General features: G+C 41.1%; 23 protein-coding genes. 17 read left to right on the top strand and 6 right to left on the bottom strand.

Annotation, left to right across the window (positions count from 1 at the left end; genetic code table 11):
- The first annotated feature begins 124 nt into the window (after positions 1 to 124).
- The 3 genes from hisA to P1X15_RS00435 all read left to right on the top strand — a co-directional run bounded on the left by hisA (position 125) and on the right by P1X15_RS00435 (position 1,972).
- Complete coding sequence (gene hisA, locus P1X15_RS00445; RefSeq protein ID WP_277336168.1) at positions 125 to 847, top strand: 1-(5-phosphoribosyl)-5-[(5-phosphoribosylamino)methylideneamino]imidazole-4-carboxamide isomerase; 723 nt, start codon at positions 125 to 127, stop codon at positions 845 to 847.
- Between the two features lie 311 nt (positions 848 to 1,158).
- Positions 1,159 to 1,758: an RNA polymerase sigma factor gene (locus P1X15_RS00440; RefSeq protein ID WP_028664340.1), complete on the top strand. Its 600-nt coding sequence runs from the start codon at positions 1,159 to 1,161 to the stop codon at positions 1,756 to 1,758.
- Positions 1,733 to 1,972, top strand: coding sequence for a hypothetical protein (locus P1X15_RS00435; protein WP_028664339.1), 240 nt, complete (start codon positions 1,733 to 1,735; stop codon positions 1,970 to 1,972). Before P1X15_RS00440 ends, P1X15_RS00435 begins: the two co-directional genes overlap by 26 nt.
- 51 nt (positions 1,973 to 2,023) lie before the next feature.
- Here P1X15_RS00435 and P1X15_RS00430 read toward each other — a convergent pair whose 3' ends face one another.
- On the bottom strand, positions 2,024 to 2,758 hold the full coding sequence (locus P1X15_RS00430; protein ID WP_277336167.1) for a 1-acyl-sn-glycerol-3-phosphate acyltransferase: 735 nt from the start codon (positions 2,756 to 2,758) through the stop codon (positions 2,024 to 2,026).
- Between the two features lie 102 nt (positions 2,759 to 2,860).
- On the opposite strand from P1X15_RS00430, the gene P1X15_RS00425 reads away from it, so the two are divergent.
- The gene (locus tag P1X15_RS00425; protein ID WP_277336166.1) at positions 2,861 to 3,832 is read left to right on the top strand and encodes a zinc-dependent alcohol dehydrogenase family protein; all 972 of its coding nucleotides are present in this window, start codon (positions 2,861 to 2,863) and stop codon (positions 3,830 to 3,832) included.
- A 2-nt stretch (positions 3,833 to 3,834) separates the two neighbouring features.
- Here the strand turns inward: P1X15_RS00425 and P1X15_RS00420 are convergent, their stop codons facing one another.
- Together P1X15_RS00420 and P1X15_RS00415 are read right to left on the bottom strand one after the other, a co-directional pair.
- Positions 3,835 to 4,755, bottom strand: a complete 921-nt coding sequence (locus P1X15_RS00420; protein ID WP_277336165.1) for a DUF4249 domain-containing protein — start codon at positions 4,753 to 4,755, stop codon at positions 3,835 to 3,837.
- 4 nt (positions 4,756 to 4,759) lie between these two features.
- Complete coding sequence (locus tag P1X15_RS00415; RefSeq protein WP_277336164.1) at positions 4,760 to 7,165, bottom strand: TonB-dependent receptor; 2,406 nt, start codon at positions 7,163 to 7,165, stop codon at positions 4,760 to 4,762.
- Positions 7,166 to 7,279: 114 nt separating this feature from the next.
- Between P1X15_RS00415 and P1X15_RS00410 the strand changes: the two genes are divergently transcribed.
- Positions 7,280 to 8,644 (top strand): dihydroorotase, encoded by a 1,365-nt coding sequence (locus tag P1X15_RS00410; protein WP_277336163.1) that lies wholly within the window; start codon positions 7,280 to 7,282, stop codon positions 8,642 to 8,644.
- A 343-nt stretch (positions 8,645 to 8,987) separates the two neighbouring features.
- Positions 8,988 to 9,254 (top strand): hypothetical protein, encoded by a 267-nt coding sequence (locus P1X15_RS00405; RefSeq protein ID WP_277336162.1) that lies wholly within the window; start codon positions 8,988 to 8,990, stop codon positions 9,252 to 9,254.
- A 102-nt stretch (positions 9,255 to 9,356) separates the two neighbouring features.
- Here P1X15_RS00405 and pnuC read toward each other — a convergent pair whose 3' ends face one another.
- Complete coding sequence (pnuC, locus tag P1X15_RS00400; protein ID WP_277336161.1) at positions 9,357 to 10,016, bottom strand: nicotinamide riboside transporter PnuC; 660 nt, start codon at positions 10,014 to 10,016, stop codon at positions 9,357 to 9,359.
- A 141-nt stretch (positions 10,017 to 10,157) separates the two neighbouring features.
- Between pnuC and glgB the strand changes: the two genes are divergently transcribed.
- The 8 genes from glgB to P1X15_RS00360 all read left to right on the top strand — a co-directional run bounded on the left by glgB (position 10,158) and on the right by P1X15_RS00360 (position 17,605).
- On the top strand, positions 10,158 to 12,179 hold the full coding sequence (gene glgB / locus P1X15_RS00395; protein WP_277336890.1) for a 1,4-alpha-glucan branching protein GlgB: 2,022 nt from the start codon (positions 10,158 to 10,160) through the stop codon (positions 12,177 to 12,179).
- 192 nt (positions 12,180 to 12,371) lie between these two features.
- Complete coding sequence (locus P1X15_RS00390) at positions 12,372 to 12,608, top strand: acyl carrier protein (protein ID WP_028664116.1); 237 nt, start codon at positions 12,372 to 12,374, stop codon at positions 12,606 to 12,608.
- A gap of 91 nt (positions 12,609 to 12,699) precedes the next feature.
- Entirely contained in the window at positions 12,700 to 13,146 is a 447-nt protein-coding gene (locus tag P1X15_RS00385; RefSeq protein WP_277336160.1) for a nucleoside deaminase, read from the top strand.
- Between the two features lie 65 nt (positions 13,147 to 13,211).
- Positions 13,212 to 13,814 (top strand): superoxide dismutase, encoded by a 603-nt coding sequence (locus tag P1X15_RS00380; RefSeq protein WP_277336159.1) that lies wholly within the window; start codon positions 13,212 to 13,214, stop codon positions 13,812 to 13,814.
- 215 nt (positions 13,815 to 14,029) lie between these two features.
- On the top strand, positions 14,030 to 15,268 hold the full coding sequence (gene clpX, locus P1X15_RS00375; protein WP_277336158.1) for an ATP-dependent Clp protease ATP-binding subunit ClpX: 1,239 nt from the start codon (positions 14,030 to 14,032) through the stop codon (positions 15,266 to 15,268).
- A gap of 127 nt (positions 15,269 to 15,395) precedes the next feature.
- Complete coding sequence (locus tag P1X15_RS00370; protein ID WP_277336157.1) at positions 15,396 to 16,112, top strand: alpha/beta fold hydrolase; 717 nt, start codon at positions 15,396 to 15,398, stop codon at positions 16,110 to 16,112.
- Positions 16,113 to 16,235: 123 nt separating this feature from the next.
- A complete protein-coding gene (locus P1X15_RS00365) occupies positions 16,236 to 17,306 on the top strand; it encodes a TerC/Alx family metal homeostasis membrane protein (RefSeq protein WP_277336156.1) in 1,071 nt (356 codons plus the stop codon).
- Positions 17,303 to 17,605 carry a DUF952 domain-containing protein gene (locus P1X15_RS00360; RefSeq protein WP_277336155.1) on the top strand — a complete coding sequence of 101 codons (303 nt, stop codon included), beginning with the start codon at positions 17,303 to 17,305 and terminating at the stop codon, positions 17,603 to 17,605. Before P1X15_RS00365 ends, P1X15_RS00360 begins: the two co-directional genes overlap by 4 nt.
- A gap of 15 nt (positions 17,606 to 17,620) precedes the next feature.
- Here the strand turns inward: P1X15_RS00360 and P1X15_RS00355 are convergent, their stop codons facing one another.
- Together P1X15_RS00355 and P1X15_RS00350 are read right to left on the bottom strand one after the other, a co-directional pair.
- Positions 17,621 to 18,961, bottom strand: a complete 1,341-nt coding sequence (locus tag P1X15_RS00355; RefSeq protein WP_028664123.1) for a PAS domain-containing sensor histidine kinase — start codon at positions 18,959 to 18,961, stop codon at positions 17,621 to 17,623.
- Entirely contained in the window at positions 18,958 to 20,328 is a 1,371-nt protein-coding gene (locus P1X15_RS00350; protein WP_277336154.1) for a sigma-54 dependent transcriptional regulator, read from the bottom strand. Before P1X15_RS00350 ends, P1X15_RS00355 begins: the two co-directional genes overlap by 4 nt.
- Positions 20,329 to 20,781: 453 nt before the next feature.
- Here P1X15_RS00350 and P1X15_RS00345 point away from each other — a divergent pair, with 453 nt between their 5' ends.
- From P1X15_RS00345 to P1X15_RS00335, 3 genes are all read left to right on the top strand, one after another.
- Positions 20,782 to 22,035, top strand: a complete 1,254-nt coding sequence (locus P1X15_RS00345) for an efflux RND transporter periplasmic adaptor subunit (RefSeq protein WP_277336889.1) — start codon at positions 20,782 to 20,784, stop codon at positions 22,033 to 22,035.
- A 99-nt stretch (positions 22,036 to 22,134) separates the two neighbouring features.
- The gene (locus P1X15_RS00340) at positions 22,135 to 22,812 is read left to right on the top strand and encodes an ABC transporter ATP-binding protein (RefSeq protein ID WP_277336153.1); all 678 of its coding nucleotides are present in this window, start codon (positions 22,135 to 22,137) and stop codon (positions 22,810 to 22,812) included.
- 205 nt (positions 22,813 to 23,017) lie between these two features.
- Positions 23,018 to 25,375, top strand: coding sequence for an ABC transporter permease (locus P1X15_RS00335; RefSeq protein ID WP_277336152.1), 2,358 nt, complete (start codon positions 23,018 to 23,020; stop codon positions 25,373 to 25,375).
- Positions 25,376 to 25,444 lie beyond the last annotated feature (69 nt).

The following is a 25,444-nucleotide window of genomic DNA, read 5'->3' as shown; positions in this document are numbered from 1 at the left end:
AAATGCTTAGTGATAAATGATAAATATTCCACGAAAAGTTCCTACAAAGGTAGGACTAACGCAGCGTTTAAGCTACTTTCGCATCGTATTTAGCAATTTTAGTCTTCTGTAGTTTCCTAAAAACATGTTTCAAATCATCCCTGCCATAGACCTCATCGAAGGAAAATGTGTGCGCCTTACCCAAGGTGACTATAATCAAAAAACGGTATACAACGAAAATCCATTAGAAGTAGCGAAGCAATTTGAGGATGCAGGCCTGAGTCGATTGCACTTAGTAGACCTTGACGGGGCAAAAGCCAAAAAAGTCGTAAACTGGAAAGTGCTAGAAACTATCTCTACCAAAACAAGTCTTCATATTGATTTTGGAGGAGGTGTACAGTCAGACGATGATTTACGTGTCGTGTTTGAATCGGGAGCCAAACAAGTAACAGGCGGGAGCATAGCAGTCAAAAAGCCTGAGCTATTTGAAGGATGGCTTCAAAAGCATGGGGGCGATAAAATGATTTTGGGAGCCGACGCTCGCAACGAAAAAGTAGCCGTAAGTGGCTGGGAAGAAGGAACCGCGATTTGGGTATATGATTTTGTGCAGCAGTGGGTAGAAAAAGGTGCCACCTATGTCATTAGTACAGATGTCGCTAAAGATGGATTACTTCAAGGTCCTTCCTTTGATTTGTACAAAAAACTTCAACAGCAATCTCCTTCTTTAAATATAATTGCGAGCGGCGGGGTGAGCAACCTGGCCGATATTGAAAAATTAGCCGAAATGAATCTTTTTGGCGTGATTATTGGTAAAGCTATCTATGAAGGTAGGGTATCGTTGTCAGAGCTTAGTAAGTGGATAGCCTAGAAATAATAATGATTTTTACTTAAGGAAAATACAGTCAAATCATTGATTTAAGCCTCAAAAAATATACCTATCCAATTTTTTCTTTGATTAGTGTAATACAGACATTAATTCGGCATTCACGAAAATAATCAGAATTAAATTTGGTGTTTCCTTTACACTTTAAAAAAAATTTGGCAAATACTTGCACAATATTTTTTTTATGTTTTATCTTTGGCACAACGAACAGACGCAAATAATTTTTCTTCAACTTAAACCTACGGAGGATACAATATCGAAACAAAGCTTTACGTTAACTAATTGTACATACTGAAATGGAAAAGTACCAAGTTAGCGACAGTGAGCTGGTTTCATTGTATATGCATGGCAACGAGAAAGCATTCGAAAAACTCGTTCAGCGTCACAAGTCCAAAATTTACACCACCATTTATTTGATTGTTAAGGATCAGTACGTGGCTGAGGATTTGATGCAAGATAGTTTTGTAAAAGCGATTGACACCATCAAATCGGGTAAGTATAACGATGAAGGCAAGTTTTTGCCGTGGATACTGAGAATTGCTCACAATTTGGCTATTGACCATTTTCGGCGCGACAAACGCTACCCCGAAATAGTGTTTGAAGACGGAAGCAACGTGTTTAATACGTTAGACTTTTCAGAAGATTCAATTGAGTCTCTTCAGATTCGTCAAGAAACGCACGAACACCTTCGCGAACTGATTCAACGGTTACCGGATCCTCAAAGAGAAGTGCTTATTATGCGGCACTACGAAGACATGAGTTTCCAAGAAATTGCCGATGCCACAGGAGTGAGTATCAACACGGCTTTGGGGAGAATGCGTTACGCGCTGATCAATTTGCGAAAGCAACTCAGCAAACGCGTTCCTATATATGACACAAACGTTTACCCCAGATGATGTAATTCGGTATGTTTATGAAGAAACTACCGATGAAGAAAACACGCTCATTGAAGATGCTTTGATTAGCGATCAAGAGCTTTTAGAGTTTTATCTTGAGACCCTTGAGATAAAAATGCTAATGAACAAAATAGAACGTACCCCTTCTAAGGGTGTCGTTGCTAACATTCTGGAGTATTCACAAAATTATAAGAGCAGTCTGCCAGTAGCCTAAAGTGCTAAAGGTTGGCTGCTTTTCTATTTTGTGCAATATTCTTTCTCCTTCTCAATTTTCGAGAAGATGATGTTTTTTTAACTCGTCGTCTATGACTTGATAGCATTTGTCTCTTAGCATTGAGACATCTTGAGAGGTTAGACCTATTGTAAGTAAAGGCTCGTGTACTATCGCTCGCATTGGGTATCTATGCAAGCGAATAGGGTTTTTGTCTGGTAAAATTTTATAATTGGTCAACAATGTAATCGGTACTACCGGTACTTGTTGATGAATAGCCATCCTAAAAGCTCCGTCCATCCAAGGATAGTGCATTTGGGGTGGCTGTTTTGTTTTGATTCCCCCTTCAGGATAAATCACCACACTTCTATTTTGTGATAAGGTCTTAATCGCCTTATTGAGAGAGGATACACGGCTTTGGCTATTTTCACGGTTTACTTGTATGTGCAAGTGCCGAAACATATACCCAAACAAAGGGATGTTCTTCACGCCATGCTTTCCGACAAAAGCAAAGTAATTTTCTAGAATAACCCCCATCACTGCAATATCTAAGTATGAGAAGTGATTGGCACAAAAAACATAGGCTTTGTCAGCGGAAGGTTTATAACGGTATTCTATTTCGATTCGGATACCTGCTAATGGAAAAAAAAGTTTGCCCCAAAGCCGATTAAGCCAATGTGCATAAGGTTTCCATGGGCGACGTTGTAAACAAATAAACATCGCAGGAAATAAAACCAAAAAGATAATCACGAGCCAAAAACCACACCAAATCGTATAAATAAGTTTCATTAACGAAAATTGTAAATGACGATACCAAAAATGTAAAAGTAATTGTCGAATATTGAACAAGAAAATGTTTTAGCGAAACCTTTCACTAAGTCTCAAAATCACATGAAAAAAGTTGTATTCCATCAATTTGGCAAACCTTCCGATATATTGGCGGTAGAAGAATTACCTAAGCCAAGCCCTAATACCGACGAAGTACTTATCAAAGTAATAGCCAGCCCTATCAATCCTTCTGATATTATGTTTGTACAAAATTTATATGGTATTCGACCTCATTTACCCTCTGGCGCAGGGTTTGAAGGAGTGGGTATTGTAGAGTCTTTTGGTGAAAACGTCAAAATACCGATAGGCACACGGGTAAGTTTTACAGGAATCGGAACATGGGCAGAGTATGTGCTTACCAATCATCGAACTTTGATACCAGTACCCGAAGCCATGACAGATGATGTAGCAGCGCAGTTGTTTGTCAATCCCTTTACGGCAGTAGCAATGGTTGAAGAATCAGGCGTAAAAAGCGGTGAGTGGCTCATGATTACGGCAGCAGCATCCGCTCTCGGCAAAATGGTGATTCAGATTTGTAAAATGAGAGGAATCAAAACCATCGGAACTGTACGCCATAATGAACATACTGAAGACCTTAAAAGCCTTGGAGTAGATGAAGTAGTGAATACCTCAGAAGAAAATCTCCCTAAAAAAGTCCAACATATCACCAAATACGAAGGCGTAAAAGCGGTACTAGAGTGTGTAGGAGGCCACACCGCAAGCGAAGCCGTGAAATGTATCAGTAGAGGAGGATTAATGCTTATATACGGTTCACTTAGTCTCCAAGATCCGCAAGTAAATGTGGGGCTGATGATATTCAAAGAACTGACATTGAGGGGATTTTGGCTTACTGATTGGATGCGTAGGGTAGATACCAATACTCGTCAAAGAGTATCTCAAGAAGTAATAAACCTACTCGTAACTGGCCAAGTACAAATACCCGTAGAAGCAGTATATGGATTGGATGAAATCAAAAAAGCCGTTTCTCATGCAGAGGCCTCAGGACGGTGGGGTAAGGTCTTACTCAAGCCTTAAATCTATTTTAGAGTAATAGTGACAGAACTTTTATTGTAAGCAGCAAAACACCCAAGTCCATTTTGGATGTTGCTTGGAATCAAAGTAGGTTCGCTAAAAGGGTTGTCATCATCAAAAGAACGTACGGTTCGGTGGTAATCATAGTAGCTTTTATCGCAACTTAGAAGCATTAAGGTTACTTGTCGGGAGTTTTCTACGGGGCGAGTAAGCGTATAAGCGCTTATTCTTCCAGGTTCTGAAATCATGGTTTCACCATCAGCATTTTGGTCTGATACCAAATCACCAAGACGACTTTTATCCCTAAAGTTGATATTGGTAATATTGGGCATCATTTGATACTTGTCAGGCCCTGTTTGTATTTTTTCTATTTGAAATAAATACCCCGCTACTCGGTAATAATTAACCTGATTTGGGACATCTTGCCATACAATGCGGTAGAGATAGTCGTAATAAGTTTGAGCTGATGAAAACATGGAGGTTGAAAGTGTAGAATCAAATTTTATTTCTTTGATAAATGTGGCCTTAGGGACAGTACAAGACGATTGAACTGTTTGGTCACCCAGAGTGACTTTCAAAGAATAAGTTTGACCTTCTACGATAGGCATGTCTTTAACAGATATTCGGTACACTAAATCTTTGGTATTGAAAGGAATTTTCACTTCACGATTTTGGCTCGCAAGCAAAACAGTTGCTCCGGCTAAAGAGGCCGAACTGCTAGAGCTACCATAAATATTTCCAAGTACTTCGTTGCTTCGATTGACCATGATATTGATTGCGGTATCTTGAGGAGAAAGATAGCCGTGTATCACAAGTTTGTTAGCAGTCTGAGGCAATAGGCTAGAATCAACATCTTTGATGAGGGTATTACAAGCAGTAAATACGATGAGAAGAAGCAAAGTAGCAATTGTTGCAACTATTTTCACAGTTCTAAAATTTAAAGTTATAGCTTAAAGTAGGAACAATCGGGAAAACCGAAACGCGTTGTAATACCCTTTCATTACTGATGACTTTACCAGCGCTATCGTATACGGGGCGAGTGATTAAATTATAAAAAAATGGATTTCGCCGATTATATAAGTTATAGATACTTAATTCCCAAGTACGTTCGTGATAGCGTTTTTTCTTATGAAACTGGAGGCTTAAATCAAAACGATGATAGGGCTCAGCTCGAAAGCTATTTTTGGGTCCATAGTCGCTTACGGCTCTTACTCCTCCAAAAGTAGTATTGATCAACGAAGAGTTGTTGTTGCTTAAATAGGGAATAGCGGCATGCTGAAAAGCCGTATAATTACTTTGAGGCAGAGTGAGTGCATTGCCTGTCCCGTATACCCAAGTCCCCGACAAGGTGACACGCGGTGAAAGCTCATAAATACCCACAATAGAAAAATCATGCCGTCTGTCATAACGAGGAAAGAAAGTCTTGCCCGCATTAAGCTCCGCAAATTGCCATTGAGTCCAAGACAGCGTATAGCCAATCCAACCCGACAATTTCCCTGTTTTTTTCTGTAACAATACTTCTGCTCCATACGACCAGCCTCTACCCGCAGTGAGATTGTCATCCCAGCGAATTTTATCGGCTCCTTCGGGACCATCTATCAATAAAAAACTTGCTCCTTCTTTATAGTTAACGATGTTGTTCATGGTTTTGTAATAACCTTCAATCGATAAGGCAAGTCCTCTTTTAGTGAAATCTTTGGCAAAACCCGCCGCGACCTGACCTGATTGTTGAGGTGCGATTTTGTCAGTGCTTGGTACCCAAAGATCAGTAGGTAATCCTATTCCTGTATTAGAAAGCAAATGGATGTACTGATTCATACGAGCATAAGAAGCTTTGAAAGACAAATCCGAACGCAACATAAATGCTGCTGAAATACGAGGTTCGGGACGTAGATAGCGTTTTGTCTCGGCCTGAAAATAACTTAATCTTAGCCCTGCATTTACTTTCAGCCTATTGGTAGGTTTCCAGGTGTCTTCTACATATATCCCCGACTCTACATTATCTAAAGCCTCTACTTCTGTTTTAAATTGTGCAATGTCAGAATCTTTGACCACTACAGCGCTAGGGGTAAACCGATGAAAAGTAGTCGCAACGCCAAAGCGTAAAGCATGCTGTGGATTAGGAAAATAATCAACATCATATTTTAATCCCCAATCTCTCACTCCTGAGCTATATCTAAGTTCGTATTCATTCTGGGTAGTTCCACTGGTGCGGGTGTCTTTGGCATAAATCTGAAATTTGTAATTACTAAAAATGAGCGAGGCATTCGAAAACATTTTCTCATTGAAGAGGTGATTCCAACGAACTGTACCTGTGGCATTCCCCCAATTAAGCCCCCCTTCGCTTGAAGAAGACGAACTATTGTCTCTAAAGAAAAATCGATCTTGTCCGAAATAGCCACTGGCATATAGCTTATTTTTTTGTCCAAAATCATAATTTAGTTTGGCATTCAAGTCATAAAAATAATATCCTCCGGTACTATTACCGTCGTTTTGGGCAGCAATGAGCGGACGAGCCAAAAGGTCAAGATAAGTACGCCTCCCTGATACTAAAAAAGAGGATTTGCCTTTTTTGATGGGGCCTTCAAGGGTAAGTCGCGAAGCAATTAATCCCCCACCCCCTTCTCCATGAAGTTTTTCTTTGTTGCCCTCCTTCATGTTAAGTTCAATGACTGAAGAGAGTCGCCCTCCAAAACGCGCCGGAAATCCCCCCTTGATCAGCTCGACGCTTTTGAGCGCATCTCCATTAAACACCGAGAAAAACCCAAACAAATGACTTACATTATAGACGGGGGCATCATCCAGAATCACAAGGTTTTGATCGGGGCCCCCTCCTCTTACATAAATACCTGTTTGTCCTTCCGAGCCTTTTTGCACACCAGGCATTAACTGCAATACACGCAGTACGTCTTTTTCACCCAAAAAAGCTGGAATTTTCTTGATTTGCTGTACCGGAATATCAATTCGGCTCATCTGAGGCGATTCGCTGATACGCTCATTGTCACGCTTGCCAGAGACTACCACTTCTTCCAGCTGCCGTCCTATTGGCGCTAAAGAGATATTTAGTTCAGTGTTTTTATTTAATCGAAAACTACGCTGTGCGGTTTCATATCCTACAAAAGAATAGGCTATTGTGACAGAATCATTGCTAGGGAGAGTCAGAGAATAAAAACCGTAAGTATTGGAAGTGGTGCCAGTAGTTGTTCCGGGTAAAAAAACATTTACTCCAATGAGTTGCTCTTGGCTCCCTTGTTCTCTAATATAACCGCTAATAGTGAATCGCTGCTGCGATAAAGTAGAAATTGAGATTAGAAAACAAAATAAAAAAAACTTCATTCTATGGCTGTTTAGGTAATGCGTCGTAAGTTTGATTTTTAATTTGAAAAACGAATTCTTTACTGAAAATAGTATCATTTGCTAATAGGGAAGTAAAATCTCTATCAAAATAATATGGAAAATATCCTTATTCTTAACGCTCAAGTTGTCAACGAAGGGCGGACAATTTCGCAAGACATTTTTGTAAAAAATGGCTTTATTGAGCAGTTAGGTACTAATCTTGCACATCTTACTGCCGACCGTATCATCGATGCCAATGGGCAGTATCTTTTGCCGGGGGTTATTGATGACCAAGTACATTTCAGAGAACCAGGTCTTACTCACAAAGCTTCTATCTATACCGAAGCCAAAGCTGCCGTAGCTGGCGGAGTGACTTCCTTTATGGAAATGCCCAATACAGTACCAAATGCACTTACTCAAGCATTGTTGGAAGACAAGTATCAAATTGCCTCTAAAACCTCGTTGGCTAACTACTCTTTTTTTATGGGGGCATCCAATGATAATTATGATGAGGTCATGAAAACAATTTGCCCTGATGTATGTGGAATCAAGATTTTTATGGGTTCTTCTACCGGTAATATGCTTGTTGATTCACCCGATGTGCTAGAAAAACTATTTTCAACGGCACCTTGTCTCATTGCAACCCACTGTGAAGATGAGCCGACTGTACGTCAACGTACCGAAATGTTTAAAGAACGCTATGGTGACCAAGTCCCCTATGATATTCATGCCCTGATTCGAAACGAAGAGGCTTGTTTGAAATCGTCGTCGTTGGCGGTAAGCCTTGCCCAAAAATATGGCACCCGTTTACACATATTGCATATTTCTACTGGCGAAGAAACTTCACTTTTTGAAATAGGAAGTTATGGAAATTCATCCATAAGCGACACAGAAAAGCAGCGAAAAAAAATCACATCCGAAGCCTGTGTACACCATTTATGGTTTGATGCCGAAGACTACCACCGACTTGGAAATTTGATAAAGTGCAATCCCGCTATCAAAGCTCCTCATCATAAAGAGCAAATACTACAGGCCGTTTTAGACAATCGTATTGATGTAATTGCGACAGACCATGCACCTCATACGTGGGAAGAAAAATCCAAGGGATATTGGGCTGCCCCTTCAGGCTTACCTTTGGTGCAGCATTCCCTCAATATAATGCTCGAATTTGTAGCCCAAGGTAAAATCTCTCTTGAAAGAGTGGTGGAGAAAATGAGCCACGCCGTAGCCGATGTATTTAGGATTGAAAAACGCGGATACATTCGAGAAGGCTATTGGGCAGATTTGGTACTAGTTGATTTGAATCAAACTACCTCCGTATCCAAAGAAAATATTTTGTTTAAATGCGGCTGGTCTCCGCTAGAAGGCACTACGTTTCAATCTAAAGTGACTCATACCTTGGTATCAGGACATGTGGTTTATGAAAATGGTACTTTTGACGAATCGAAGCAAGGCAAACGTTTGCGTTTTTCTCATTAGGCTCTAAAAACTGGCTCGGTTCGCCCCACGTTTTATCCGTTTCATCGGGAATAAGAGCGAGTTTGTCATTTTTTTTTGGTGTGATGCAACCTTCCATCACACCTTTGCATCATAATGTTGTGTGAAGCAAATCTTCAATGTTTATATGACAAACGGATGGATTTAGCGAAGAGCCAAATTTGCCTACCATTTATCCTGAAAATTTGCCTTCTATCACTAATTCAACAAAAAACAAGGTACTTTGTATTGCATAATACCATAGCAAACATATATCTTTGTATCAACATTACAGCCAGACAACAAAATAGATAAAAAATCGACCATTTTAAAAACCCGTACAGTCATGAAAGCTATCACCCTCGTCGCCGTTTTGTGTTTGTTAAGCACTTCTGCTTTTTCGATTGGTCGCCCTCACAATATCTTTGCTAACCACAAGGCTTTAGTGGAACGCACAGCGGCAAATCAACCGAAAAAAGTAAACGTAACCCCGAGTACTTCGGTATTGAAAGAAGTGACTACCAAAGCACAAAATGGCGCGGAGGAAACTCGCCAAGCTGTTTCTACGATTGGGAGTATTGTGGCAATATTTTGGAAATTAATCAATTCATAACCACAAAGCGATAAGTCTAATCGCTTGTGTATATATCCTTTCTAAAATTTAAACCAACCATATCAGGTTGGTTTTTTTTGTGCCTATCTTATTGAGCAAGTTTTACGACTTGAAATAACTTTTGTATTCTTTGGTCCAATGGTAAGCTCCAAAAGCCGCAATAAAGCAAAACACAAAATACAAAAGTGAATAAAGCTTCACGTCTTTGATATAGTACATGTAAGTAGCAATAATATCAATTAACAACCACACATACCAAGATTCAATTTTTTTACGAATCAACATAAAGGTCGCCACCACACTCATGATAGTCGTAAACGAATCCATGTAGGGAAAAGCACTAGGAATACTAAATAAGCGAGGAAACCACTCATGAAGATTTTTAGCAAAATGTCCCATCAGAAACGTCGCTCCTACCCCACTTACCCCAAGCACTATCCATTGGTTCACTGAAAGTTTGCTTATTTTTAATTCATTTTTTTGGTTGGCCTCTTCTACTTTAGGAAATTTCCACTGCCACCAGCCTATTAGGTTTGTAATAAAAAAGAAAACCTGCAAAAACATATCAGGATAAAGCTGGATTTGGTAGAACATCACAAAAGCTAGAACTACATTAAAAAGACCTATAATCCAACTCCATACATTTTCACGAGCCGACAACCACACCGCCACTGCCCCTGTGACAGTAGCCCAAAACTCTAAATGGCTCATTTTATAACCCAAAGCCTCAAAAAAAATGGTGTTAATATCAAAAAAATTCATTGTGTGTTCTTTGCGTGTTTGCTTGAATGGAAGTATGTTCACCAAACAAATTATTTTTTTGTACAATAGTGCAATTTTAGCTTGAAAAAGTCTATTTTGCATCACATAACCCTCGATGAATCATCCTCCAATATCAATATTATGGCAAAATCAGCAAAAACTAAAAAAGAAGTCGTAGCCGAAGTTCCCGCCCCCAAAAAAACTCGCAAAAAAGCCGAAATCGTACCCGAACCTATCGTAAATGACCCTTTGCAGGGTGTCGAAAATTACTCCCGGCTTACTGATTTTGATATATATCTTTTTAAATCTGGCAAACACTATAAGCTATACGAAAAGCTTGGCTCTCATGTAATGGAATACAAGGGAGTAATAGGAACTTACTTTGCCGTGTGGGCACCAAACGCCCAATACCTATCGGTCATTGGCGACTTTAATGGTTGGAACAAAGGAAGTCATCCCTTGAGTCTACGCTGGGACAACTCAGGGATTTGGGAAGGTTTTGTACCTCATATTGGACGGGGAGAAGTTTATAAGTATTTTATTAAATCCAACATCAATGACGCAGAAATTGAAAAAGCAGATCCCTTTGCTCTTTGGTGTGAAGTAGCCCCCAAAACGGCTTCTGTTGTGTGGGATACATGGCACGAATGGCAAGATGCTGAATGGTTGCGCAATCGCCGTAAACACAACTCCCTCACTTCGCCTATATCGGTATATGAAGTGCATTTGAGTTCGTGGATGCGCGACCCTGCGGAGCCTACACGATTCTTAAACTATCGAGAAATTGCCGATAGTCTTGTGGGATACGTCAAAGATATGGGATTTACGCACGTAGAATTGATGCCTATCATGGAAGCTCCCTATCCTCCCTCATGGGGCTACCAAATCACGGGTTATTTTTCTTGCGCGTCGCGTATGGGTGCTCCACAAGATTTGATGTACCTCATTGAGCACCTTCACCAAGAAGGCATCGGTGTGTATATGGATTGGGTGCCGTCGCATTTTCCGGGCGATGCTCACGGTCTTTTTGCGTTTGACGGAACGCACCTTTACGAACACGCCGACCCCCGCAAAGGCTATCATCCTGACTGGAAAAGCTTTATCTTCAACTATGGTCGCAATGAAGTGCGTTCCTTCCTGATTTCAAACGCTATATTTTGGCTTGATCGCTATCATGTAGATGGCCTCAGGGTAGATGCAGTTGCCTCAATGCTCTACCTTGATTATTCTCGTAAACACGGCGAATGGATTCCCAATGAATTTGGTGGACGCGAAAACCTAGAGGCCATTACCTTTTTGCGTGAGCTAAACGTGGCTATCTTCAGCGAATTTCCCGATGCACAGACGATTGCCGAAGAATCTACGGCATTTCCCGGCGTATCTCGTCCTACATACATAGGAGGACTTGGTTTTGGGATGAAATGGATGATGGGCTGGATGAACGATACCCTCAAATATTTCCAAAAAGACCCTATGTATCGTCGTTGGCACCAAGACCAAATTACATTTAGTCTAGTATATGCTTTTTCCGAAAACTTCATGCTTCCTTTATCTCACGATGAAGTTGTATATGGTAAAGGCTCCCTACTTGATAAAATGCCCGGCGATGAGTGGAAACGCTTTGCTAATCTACGTCTTTTGTTTACTTATATGTACACACACCCAGGCACCAAGTTACTTTTTATGGGTGGGGAATTTGGCCAACTAAAAGAATGGAATTTTGAGCAATCGCTTGATTGGCATCTCCTCCAACTTGCGCCCCACAAAGGAGCCCAAAATTGTTTGAAATCATTGAATCATTTGCTCAAAAACCAACCTGCGCTTCACGACTATAACTTCTCTGCCGAGGGTTTTGAGTGGATTGATGCCCAAGACCGCGACAATAGTATCGTCGTTTATTCACGTAAAGGAATTAATCCCAGCGATACTTTGGTGGTAGTTCTCAATATGACACCCACACCCCAAAGTGGCTACCGTATCGGTATTCCAGCAGAGGGTGAATGGGAAGAAGTTTTCAATAGCGATGCTTCAGATTTTTATGGTAGTGGGGTGAGTAATACCCAACACATCGAAACAGAAAATCTCAAATGGCACAATCAGCCGCAGTCAACGGTGATTACCATTCCTCCTTTAGGAGGGATTGTTTTGAAGAAAAAACCTTAATCTATTTTAAAATCAATAATGGATTCTGTTTTTTTTACAAAAATCTTTTTTCATATCTTGTTGAACATAAGTTGATTGGATTTAATAAAAATAAATAGTTATTAGTTTCATCTTATTTGTTGAAATTTTTATGTCTTTCTTGGCGTTAATTCGAATGTAGAGTTTATACACTAAATATTAACATACATTGCCATGAAAGACCGTATCTTGACCATCCTAGAAGAATTTGGCGTCGAGCGCCGTACCGTAACAGATCAAGTTCATTTTGTCAAAGATTTGGGCTTTGATAGCCTCGATACAGTAGATTTGATGATGAAACTTGAACAGGAATTTGGACTTCGCATTCCAGATGAAGATTATCATAAACTCACTACAATGAGTAAATTGATGCAGTATTTGGAAGAAGAACAAAACGTCGCTATGGCATAAGAGGTCTTATTTCCAAACATTCATAAAGAGGATATAACTACCTAAGTTGTATCCTCTTTTCATATTTAGCTACTTCTTTTTGAGCTTACATATGCACCCTCTTTTTTCGGACGAATATTACATGCAAATGGCGCTTTATGAAGCAGAAGCTGCCGCAGAAGCGGGCGAAATTCCCGTCGGAGCCGTCGTAGTGTGCCAAAATCATGTGATTGCGAAAACATTCAACCACACTGAAAAACTCTCCGATGTCACGGCTCATGCCGAAATCCTTGCCATCACCGCTGCCGCCGAATACTTAGGAAGCAAATACCTCAAAGATTGTACACTTTATGTAACCTTAGAGCCTTGTGTCATGTGTGCAGGAGCGCTTTATTGGTCCCAAATCAGCAGAATTGTTTATGGTGCCTCTGATGAAAAACGTGGCTTTTCGCTCATTCAACCCTCTATTTTACATCCAAAAACTATCGTTAAAAAAGGCGTTTTAGAGGTAGAAATAACCCAATTGTTGAAGAAATTTTTCCTCAAGCTGCGAACGTAATCGGCTGGCATGGTGTTTTGGAGTCGAATCTTAATTTTTAAAACTTCATAAATTCAATATCTACTATGGCTTTTACATTAGCTCCTCTGCCCTACGCCTCTGATGCGTTAGAGCCTCATTTTGACCAAGCTACCATGGAAATCCACCACGGTCGTCATCATAATACCTACGTTACCAACCTCAACAACGCGGTAGCAGGTACCCCCAACGAAGATAAAAGCTTAGAAGAATTGGTAGCCAATGCCGGTGCTATTTCACCAGCAGTACGCAACAACGGCGGTGGTCACTGGAATCACACTTTCTTTTGGGGAATTTTGTCGCCCAACGGCGGTGGACAACCCGTAGGCGCTTTGGCTGAAGCTATTGATGCAAAATTTGGCTCATTCAGCGCTTTCAAAGATGAATTCAAAAAAGCAGCGCTTGGCCGCTTTGGCTCAGGATGGGCATGGCTTATCAAAACTGAAGACGGAGGCGTAGCAATTACTTCTACTCCCAACCAAGACAATCCTTTGATGGACATCGCCGATGTAAAAGGAACTCCTATCATCGGACTTGACGTATGGGAGCACGCTTATTATTTGAAATACCAAAACAAACGCCCCGATTACGTGGATGCGTTTTGGAATGTAGTAGATTGGAACGTAGCCGAAGCTAATTTTCAAGGCTAAATAATCTTTTAGGGTAAAACCTATAATTACGGCGACAAACTGTGTAAAACGGCAGTTTGTCGCCGTAATTATTTTTAAAATTCCATCATACAATATTGCAACGCCCTCACTCTCAAATACGTAAGACCGTTAGATAAACTTATTGGGGTTTCTTTGTGTTTTCCCTTTAAATTTGCATTCATCAAAATCTTAATTTGTTCACATTGACACCTTCCATGGCAGCAATAAATTGTTCTTTTTGCGGTAGGCGCAAAAACGAGGTTCAACTCCTCCTTTCTGGAATTGATGCCCATATCTGTAATTTCTGCATCGAACAGGGCTATGGCGTAGTTCAGGAGGAATTGTATCCTAAAAAGAAAAAGGAAAAAACTAGCACACCTAAGTTTAACCTTGTCAAACCCCTTGAAATCAAACGCTATCTTGACCAGTATGTGATTGGCCAAGATGAAGCCAAGAAAACATTATCTGTAGCGGTATACAATCACTACAAACGCCTCATGCAACCCAAATCTCAGGATGAGGTGACTATCGAAAAAACCAACATCATCATGGTGGGTGAAACAGGTACAGGCAAAACTTACTTGGCACGTACCATTGCAAAGATGTTGCAAGTGCCTTTTTGTATTGCTGATGCGACCGTAGTTACCGAAGCGGGTTACGTGGGCGAAGACGTAGAAACGATTCTAACTCGCCTTCTCCAAGCGGCAGATTACAACGCCGAAGCCGCCGAAAGAGGTATTGTGTTTATTGATGAAATCGACAAAATAGCCCGCAAAAGCGATAATCCTTCTATCACTCGTGATGTGAGCGGCGAAGGCGTACAGCAAGCCCTTCTCAAGCTGCTGGAAGGCTCTATCGTGAATGTTCCGCCCCAAGGAGGTCGTAAGCACCCCGACCAAAAACTCATTCCGCTTAATACCGAAAACATCCTTTTCATTTGTGGGGGAGCTTTTGACGGTATCGAGCGCCATATTGCCAAACGCATCAACTCCCGCCCCATAGGCTTTACCAACGACCGCCGTTTGGGTGAGATTTTTGATAAAGGCAACTTCCTGAGATATGTAGCAGCGCAAGACCTTAAGTCTTTTGGTTTGATTCCCGAATTGATAGGCCGTCTTCCAGCATTGACTCACCTCAACCCGCTTGATGCTGATGCCTTACGTCAAATTTTGACAGAGCCTAAAAATGCCCTCACCAAACAATACCAAAAATTGTTTGCGATGGAGGGTATCAAACTACACTTTGACGCCGACGTACTTGAGTATATTGTAGATCAAGCACTTACTTACAAATTAGGCGCTAGAGGATTGCGGTCCATTTGTGAGGCTATCATGACCGATGCTATGTTTGACCTTCCTTCGATGAAAGATGTCACTGAGTTTACACTTACGCTTGATTATGCTCGTGAAAAGTTTGAGCGTTCATCGCTATATGTGCTAAAATCTGTTGCTTAATACACCCTATTTTTTTTCCATTTTGACTTTCCCAAGTTAATTCTACTCAAACAAAAAGAGTAAGAACATAACTTGGGAAGTCTTTTTTTAGCTATCTTCATCCCCACCAAAACACAGATTTTAACGTATGAAAACCTTAGTACTTTTGCATGGCCACGGAGTTGACTCTAAAATATGGGAGCCTCTAAGCACAAAACTTTCCGATTACCAAGTACTCACTCCTGACTATTCGGCAGAGGTAGCTTACCAAAGTATCGAAGCTTATGCCGATTGGCTCTATCAATGGCTGATTTCGGTGGGTGTTGAAAAATGCACTTTATTAGGTCATTCGATGGGAGGCTATATCACCTTAGCTTTTGCCGAAAAATATCCTGATTTGCTAGAAGGCTTTGGTCTTTTTCATTCCACGGCATATGCTGACGACGAAGCAAAAAAAGAACAGCGTAAAAAAACGTTGGCATTCATGGAAAATCACGGAGCTGCTGCTTTTATTCGTCAATCAGGCCCTAATATGTATGCCGAAGAATTTGCCGAGCAAAACCCAGAAATCGTCAAAAATCACGTAGAGCAGTATAGTCAACTTCCCACTGATGCCGTCATTACGGGGTTTAGAGCTATCATGAATCGCCCTGACCGTACCCACCTACTTAGCGAAACCTCCGTGCCCGTTTTATTCATTTTTGGAAAACAAGATAAGCTCATTGTGTTTGAAAAAAACATCGGCCTTTCCGAACTACCCCAAAAAGCTTCTACGGTGATTTTGGCCCAAGCAGGACACATGGGCATGATTGAAGATACGGATGCTTGTGCAGACTCCATCAAAACTTTCTTACAAACCACTTAAGTAATTTTATCCGCTCGTCTTCTCTCTATTGCCATTTGTCAATGTGAAAGAATCTACGGAACTTTGACCAAGGTTTTGGGCTTATGAGTCCAAAACAGTTCACAACTAACCCACGCGTAAGCGATGATTTCTAACGAACTTCTATTTTTCGGAGCGTTTTCGCTCTTTGTTATCTTCATCATGCTCATTGACCTTGGTGTATTCACCAAACAACATAGCCATATTGTTAGCTTTAAAGAAGCGGGGATTTGGAGCGCGGTTTGGGTAGCTTTATCAATTGGTTTTTATTTCTTTATTAAAAACTACGGCTATTTGGTGCATGATGTCTCGGATATGGAACATCTTGAGGCAATTGTCAGCAAATATGCGAATCATCTGAAGCTAGTACCCGGCAATTTTGAAGAAAGTTTACAAATTTTCCAAAACAATATGGCCCTTGAATATATCACGGGTTATCTGGTAGAATATTCCCTCTCCGCTGACAATATTTTTGTGTTTATTTTGATTTTTAGCTCCTTCGGAGTTCACGAAAAATTCTACAAAAAAGTACTCATTTGGGGGATTTCGGGGGCGGTATTACTCCGCTTTGTATTTATATTCGTAGGGGCAGCTTTGCTCCAAAAATTTGAATGGATTATTTATATCTTCGGTGCTTTTTTGGTATACACAGGTATTAAGATTTTGTTTCAAAAAGAAGAAGACGAGCAAATCAATCCCAACGAGCATATTGCTGTAAAGTTTGCATCTAAGTACTTCAATGTGTATAAAAGAAATGTCATTGATCATTTCTTTGTCTATCACAAACGTTATAAAAAATGGTACATCACACCCATTTTTGTAGTAGTGATTGTGATTGCCTTTACCGATTTGATTTTTGCGGTAGATTCTATTCCGGCCATTTTTTCAATTACCAAAGACCCCTACATTGTATTTTTCTCCAATGTTTTTGCCATTATGGGGCTTCGGTCTATGTTCTTCTTTTTATCGAGTATTATGGACAAATTCCATTATCTCAAGCCTGGGCTTGGTATATTGTTGTCATACATAGGTATCAAAATGCTGGCTCATCACTACCTAGAGGCATGGGGCTTTAAAACGATTTATTCGCTTTATATCATTGTGGGGATTTTATCAGTCGCCGTTATTGCGTCTCTTTTATTTCCTAAAAAACCCGAACTAGAGACTGCCCAATGATTTATCATCTCGTAAGTCCAGCGTATTGGGCACAGTTTGAGCAAGAGACCGCCTATGTGAGCGAGTCTCTTGCTACCGAAAATTTCATCCATTGTAGCCGACACGAACAGATTGCAGGGGTATTAGAGCGTTTTTATGGCAACGTTTCAGAATTGCTATTACTCCACATTGATGAGTCAAAACTCACATCGCCGCTTTTGTACGAAGCGGTTGCTGATAGTTCCGAAACTTTTCCGCACATCTATGGGCCGATTAACCGAGAGGCGATTGTGGAAATAAGCTGGGGAAAGCGAACTTAGGGGTAGTTTGCCTTTTTACTCCGCTCCCCGCAGTACCATCACAAAAGTAGTCCCCTCGCCCACTGCCGACGAAACACTCAACTGCCCTCCATGCTGCTGCATAATCTGACGAGACAAGCTTAGACCAATCCCTGAGCCTGTTTTTTTGGTAGTATAAAAAGGAATAAAAATCCGCTCTAATGCTTCGGGTTCGATACCTTGTCCATTATCAGCAACCTCAATATACATACGCTGACTCATATCGGCATAGGCTTTAACGGTAAGGTGAGCATTGGGAATTTCCTCTAAAGCTTCAATGGCATTTTTCACTAAATTGATAAGCACCTGTTCGATTTGGTCGGCATCCGCTTTAAGGATGAGAGATTCGGGCAGTACTGTTACGGTAGTTTCGATAGAAGCATCTTGTAAGCCTTTCTGAAACAATTGTACAATCCTATTTAGCAATTCTTTGGCTGGAATATCTACTAAAACAGGCTTTGGGAGCGTCGTAAAATCACGGTAAGCATTCACAAATTGGATGATGCCAGCACTGCGTTTTTGTAAAGTTTGGAGGGCTTCTTTTAAGTCTTGTACGCCTTCGTTTTCAGGGACTACAGGCAATATATCAAGCTCTACAATGTCTTTCATTGTACCTACAAGCGACAAAATCGGGGTCAAAGAATTCATGATTTCGTGGCGCAGTACCCTCGTTAGGTTTTGCCAAGCTTCGATTTCTTTCTGCTGCAATTCGGATTGAATATTTTGAAGCACCAAAATTTTCAAAACTTTACCTCTCAGTTGGATTTGCGTAGCCTGCACCGATAGTGGCTCATCGTCAGGCGTTTGATAGAGCTGCCTTACGCCAGTATGAAGATTTTCTACCAAAGTATACAGCTGCGGATGAGACTCTTTCAAGTCGTCAAGCTGACGCAGGCGATAGATATTAAGCATTTTAAGGGCGGCACTATTCACAAGCTCTACGCGCCCTTGACCACTAAAACTGATTAGTCCCGTACTGATATGCTGAACGATGGTATTGAGGTATTGTAGATTTGCTTCTTTTTCGGCACGAGCCACCCTAAATGCCTCCAATACTTCATTGAATTGTTGATTGATTTCGCGAAAGCTATCGCCCATTTTGTCATCAGAGCGAAATTTGATGGCAAAATCAGAATACCTTACTGACTCAAAAAAACGGGCAAGTTTGCGGTTGGTGTTGGTTACATAATAATACAACTGAATCACCGCAATCAAACACACCAATCCTATGAGGGCAGAGAGTACCCATTGCTGCTGAGGAAAAAAATAAATCAAGGCCGATATACTCGCCACTAGCCACAAAATCCGCCACAAAATCCCGATAGAAAAATGTCTCATAACCCGTATTTTTCCATGCGACGGTAGAGGGCTTGCCGCGACAGCCCCAATTCTCGTGCGATTTCGGTGATGTTGCCACTGTACTTTTTCATCGCTTTCACAATCAACTGTTTTTCCATTTCTTCGAGTTGGTATGTTTCCGAAAATTGCGACGCTTCGGTAAAAGCATTTTGAAAAAAATCTTCGGGTTGCAAGGCATTTTGTTGGGTAAGAATTACCGCCCGCTCTACAGCACTTCTAAGCTCGCGCACATTTCCGGGCCAATTATACCGTTGTAATTGTTTGACCAGTGGCGCACTGAAAGTAGTAACTACGCGCTTATATTGGTGCCGATACTGCTTTAAGAAAAACTCAGCCAGAGGCATAATGTCTTCAGGGCGCTCTCGCAAAGCAGGCAAACGCAGCTCAATGGTATTGATACGATATAGTAAATCTTGACGAAAGGCTCGTTCGGCAACCATCTGTCCCAGTGGCTGATTGGTAGCACATATAATCCTAACATCTACCTGTTTTGGCTTATTGGAGCCTACCCTAGTTACGACCCGGCTTTGTAAAACGGTTAGCAATTTGGCCTGCATCGGCAACGACAAATTGCCGATTTCGTCCAAGAAGAGAGTGCCACCATTGGCTTCTTCAAAACGCCCCGCTCGGTCTTCCTTTGCATCAGTATAAGCCCCTTTGACGTGTCCAAACAATTCTCCTTCAAACAAGCTTTCTGGAATAGCCCCCAAATCGACTGTGACAAAAGGCTTTTCAGCACGTTTGGATTTTTGATGAATCAACTGTGCCAAATCGCTTTTTCCGGTACCATTTTCTCCCAAAATCAATATAGTAGCATCCGTAACGGCTACGCGCTCGGCGGTTTCAAAGAGCTGCTGCATGAGCGAACTTACAAATACCAAATTGATACTAGAATTTTGGTGAGGGGGTGTTGCTTTGTTAGTAGTCATGGGGGCCGCTATACCCACCTGTGCTTTATCATTAGCCCTTTTCTGAACTCCTGCTTGCATCGTAGCCAAGAGTTTGTCGTTTTCCCAAGGTTTTAAAACAAAATCCATTGCCCCAGCTTTCATAGCTCTAACCGCCATTTCGACATCGCCAAACGCCGTAAAAAGAACCACCACCGCTAAGGGGTCAATATCCAAGATACGATCAAGCCAATCAAATCCTTCTTTGCCACTGATAACATCCCGCGTAAAGTTCATGTCAAGCAAAATGGCATCATAATCTCCATTGGTGACTAAAAAAGGGATGCGCTGCGGATTTTTTTCAATATCGACTTGGCTAAAATGACGCTTTAAGAGCAACTTAGCTGCACTAAGGACATCCACGTCGTCGTCAACAATTAATATTTTGGCTGTCTGCATTTGAGATATTTGTGAATGGACGATTTAATTTTTTCTCTGTAATCTTAAGAAGACTTTCTGTATTATTTATTACCCAATTAGGATGCCAAAATACGAAATCCCTCATTATCAACCATTAAGAAATAAGGCTATTTTTATTCTTGTCCAAAGCCGTACAACGGTTGTCCGTTTTCGGACAATTTGCGAATCATTCTCCAAAAACAAATCGCTCATATACAGGTACTTATATTTCTGGCACGGGTATTGGCAGCATTGTAAATGAACTCATACAGCCATAAAAACACGATTTGAAAATTAGTTTAGGTTAAGAGAAGCGTGAGCCAGACAAGGCGTTGTTATTAACAGCCATTTTGTTTACCATTTTTCTAAAAATTATTTTGCTTAAATTTATTTCACATGGAAGTTAAGAATCCGCTCATCAACCAAACCACGGGCAACCATACTCAAGGCTCAATGGACCGCGTACGCAAAAAGAAATTTTGGAATACCCAACGCATGCTCATGTTTGCGGGCGGGGCAGCCCTCGTGGCTTTTGTCGTTTATCAAGTATTTTTTGCAGATAAACGCTCTAAACTTAACGTAGAAGCCGAAAAACTCACGGTTTCCTCAGTCTCAAGAGGTTCGTTTGATGAGTTTATTGTGGTAACAGGGGTGGTACAACCCCTCAAAATCATCCGCTTAGATGCGATTGTAGGAGGGTACGTTAAAGAAAAACTTGTAGAAGGTGGTAGTATGGTCAATCAAGGACAGATATTGCTCAAACTTGAGAATCAAAATTTAAAGTTGAGCTTCTTGCAGTCAGAAACCGAAGCAAGCCGCTTGGTAAACGACCTCCAAAATACCCGCCAACAACTGAAAGTCAATCGCTTCAATATTCGCCGTACTCTCAACGATCTAGAGTTCAGAATCGACCAAGCGAAGGATATTTATGAACGCAATCAGAAACTCTTCAAAGATAAAGTATTGCCTGAGTCTGATTTTTTGAAATCAAAACGTGATTATGAGCTTTTGGTAAAACAAAAAGAAATCGAAACCGAATCACAAAACTATCAGGAAGAAAACGCCAAGATGCAAATCGCACAGCTAGAAGGTACGCTCTCACGTACTCAGAAAAACGTTGAGCTGTGGCGACAAACCCTCGACAACTTAGTGGTAAAAGCACCCGTAAGCGGGGTACTGTCTTCGATTGATGTAGAAGTGGGTTCTAATATCAGCCAAGGACAAAACATCGGACAAATCGACGACCTCAACGGCTTCAAAATGCGGGTTGCTATCGATGAACACTATATCTCACGGATTTTTGTAGGTCTGAAAGGTACTTTTGATTTTAACGGAAAAGAAAACCCCCTCACCATTTCTAGAATATACCCTGAAGTACGCAATGGTCGCTTTGAAGTGGATATGATTTTCCCTGCCACCGGCGCTGCTGAAGGAATCAAACGTGGACAATCTACCCCCATCCGTCTTTGGCTAGGTAAAGCAGAAAAGGCTCTTTTATTGCCAGTAGGTGGGTTTTTCTCCGATACAGGTGGCAACTGGGTCTATGTCTTAGACAACAGCGGCAAGCGGGCCGTCAAAAGAAATATCACTTTAGGCCGCAAAAACCCCGAGTATTATGAAGTATTGGAGGGCCTTCAAAATGGTGAAAAAGTGATTACAAGTTCGTACGCCAATTTTGGAGATAAAGAAGTATTGGAATTAAATTAATCAACCCCTAAGAAAGAAACCCTCGGTTTTATATTGAGTCTCTTATCGAGTAGCCATTTTCATCCTCACAATTCTTGAATCCATAATTTTGACTTTACGATGATAAAAACAACTAATCTCCAAAAAATCTTCACTACCGAAGAAGTAGAAACAACAGCCCTGAACGGAATAGATTTGGAAGTAAAAGATGGCGAATTTGTAGCTATCATGGGGCCATCTGGATGTGGAAAATCCACCCTTCTCAATATCCTAGGATTGCTTGACAATCCTTCTGATGGCAGCTACGATTTTCATGGCACCGAAGTAGCCAAACTCTCCGAACGCCAACGCGCTCAGCTTCGTAAAGGCAATATTGGATTCGTATTCCAAAGTTTTAACCTTATCGACGAGCTAACGGTGTACGAAAACGTAGAGCTTCCTTTGCTTTATCTCAAAGTGCCTGCCAATGAGCGCAAGGATATGGTAGAGACTGTTTTGACCCGTATGAATATCATGCACCGTCGCAATCACTTTCCTCAACAACTCTCTGGTGGACAGCAACAACGGACCGCAATCGCGCGGGCAGTAGTAGCAAAACCCAAATTAATCTTGGCCGATGAGCCTACCGGAAATTTGGACTCTGCTAATGGCGAAGAAGTGATGAAACTCCTCTCTCAACTCAACGACGAAGGCACAAGCATCATCATGGTGACTCACTCACCTTACGATGCTGGCTTTGCCCACCGTATTGTCAATTTATTTGACGGAAAAGTAGTAACCGAAAAAATGCGGGTTTAAACCCTTCTAAGGAGAGAAAAGTAAGAATTGTTTACTTTTCTCTCCTTGATATCTATCTCATACAGCACATTTTTTTCTTCATACCACTTGTCTTGAGTGAGACAGTGCTGTTTGTGTAATGCTGCTATAAAAAACACAAAGTGAGTACAACGCTGTTTTTTCCTTTTCTCATTTCTCAAAAACCTATTCAACAGCTCTTTTAATCATGTTTAGTAATTACTTCAAGATAGCCCTTCGTAATCTTCAAAAAAACAAGGCTTTTTCGGCTATCAATATTTTAGGGCTAGCCCTCGGAATGGCTTGTAGCCTTATCATTATGCTATGGGTACAAGATGAAGTAGCGATGGATTCTTTCCATGAAAATGGCTCTCGTCTTTATCGGGTGATGGAAAATCAGTTTTATTCTGGTAAAATTGAGACTTATGCTTCTACACCTGGCATTTTGGCCGAAAATATCGTAAAGGATATTCCTGAAATAGAAAAAGCAAGTCAGATGCTATGGGAAGAAGAACCGCTTTTTACGGTTGGCAACAATTTCGATAAAGAAAAAGGCCGCTATGTACAAGGCGATTTTCTGACAATGTTTAGCTTTAAACTAGGCAAAGGAGATGCTCGGACTGCCCTCAAACGCCCCGACGGCATTGTGATTTCTAAAAAATTGGCGGATAAATATTTTCCCAATCAAGATGCCTTAGGCAAAACCATCCGAATTGATAGCAAAGATGACATGATGGTGACGGGTATTCTGGCCGAAATCCCCAAAAACTCCTCCCTTAAATTTGACTTTTTGATGAGCTACGACCGTTGGCATAAAACCAACGCATGGGCCAAAGAATGGGGCAACAATGGCCCCCGCTGCTACGTAATGCTCGTCAAAGGTGCTTCTATAGAAAAAGTAAATGCCAAAATCAAAAAGTATATTAAAACCAAAAACAAAGACAGCAACGTAGAATTATTTTTACAGTCATACCAAGAGTCATATTTATATTCTAACTGGGACAGTGGTCGTCAAAACGGCGGTCGGATTGATTACGTTCGTATTTTTGCCATTGTTGCCATTATTATTTTGGCAATTGCGTGCATCAATTTTATGAATTTAGCCACGGCACGTTCGGTCAAGCGAGCCAAGGAAGTAGGAGTCAGAAAAGTAATCGGTGCCATGAAAAGTGTTTTGATTGGCCAGTTTATCGGGGAAGCTATTCTTATCACTTTTATGTCTCTTGTGATAGCCCTATTGATTGTGTTTTTGTTGTTACCTACTTTCAATCTGCTTACCGAAAAAGAGCTTTCTCTCAACTTTACTGAAGGCAGTTTCTGGCTCTTTTTAGTTATTCTAACCCTTCTTACGGGATTTGTAGCGGGGAGTTATCCAGCCTTGTTTATGTCGTCGCTCAATCCTGTCGTAGTCTTGAAAGGAGCACTTAAATTCAAACCTAGTGCCACTTATTTTCGCAAGGGGCTGGTGGTATTTCAGTTTGCATTATCTATTATCCTGATTGTGGGGATGATTATCGTACACCGCCAAATCAATTTTTTACAGACCAAAAATATAGGATTTGACCGCGAAAACCTGCTTTATATGCCATTGGAGGGAGATTTACAGAAAAATTTCGCTTCGTTTAAGCAAGCACTTCAAAATCAACCCGGCATCAAGCTTGTCACTTCTTCACAGGCCAATCCTTTGGAAGTGGGTTCTTCTACCCAAGGGGTGTCTTGGCCTGGCAAAGATACTACTCAGCTTCTCCTTTTTGCCAACAATTCTATCTCTTATGACTATATCCAAACCATGGGCATACAGCTGATTGAAGGACGTGATTTTGGCCCTCAATTTGGTATGGATACCACCAACTATATCATCAATGAAGCCACCGCTCGCAAAATGGGCTACAAAGACCCCGTTGGCAAAGAAATGACCATGTGGGGGCGCAAAGGGACGATTGTAGGCTTGATGAAAGATTTTCATCACAATACACTTCATGTAGCCATCGAGCCTTTGATTTTGCGATTACAGCCCAAAGACGAAAATTGGGGCGTAGTAGTAATTCGTACCGAGGCTGGAAAAATCCCAACGGCTATCGCTAGCACCGAAAAAATCTTTAAGCAGTTTAATCCTCATTTTCCATTCAAGTACTTCTTTGCTGACCAAGAACTTGCCAAACAGTACAAAAGCGAAAATGTAGTCAGCAATCTCTCCAACTACTTTGCCTTCTTAGCCATTTTTATTTCCTGTTTGGGTCTATTTGGATTGGCCGCATTTACTGCCGAACAACGTACCAAAGAAATCGGCGTGCGAAAAGTATTGGGCGCAAGCGTAGGCAACTTAGTCCAAATGCTTTCTTTGGATTTTCTGAAATTAGTGTTCATTGCCACGCTCATCGCCTTTCCTATTGCATGGTATTTCCTAAAGGATTGGCTTCAAAAATACGCGTATCGCATCGATATGGAATGGTGGTATTTTTTAATAGCCGCCGTTAGTGCGTTGGTGATTGCGCTTCTTACGGTCAGTTTTCAGGCTATCAAGGCGGCATTGATGAATCCCGTGAAATCGTTGAAATCAGAATAAATTCATTGTCACGTAGAGACGTTGCATGCTGTAGAGACGTTGCATGCAACGTCTCTACAATACCCCAAC

The sequence above is a fragment of the Runella sp. MFBS21 genome (genome assembly GCF_029433105.1).
Classification (GTDB): domain Bacteria; phylum Bacteroidota; class Bacteroidia; order Cytophagales; family Spirosomataceae; genus Runella.
The sequence above is the reverse complement of the archived record's forward strand: the minus strand, read 5'-3'. Positions and strand labels throughout refer to the sequence as shown.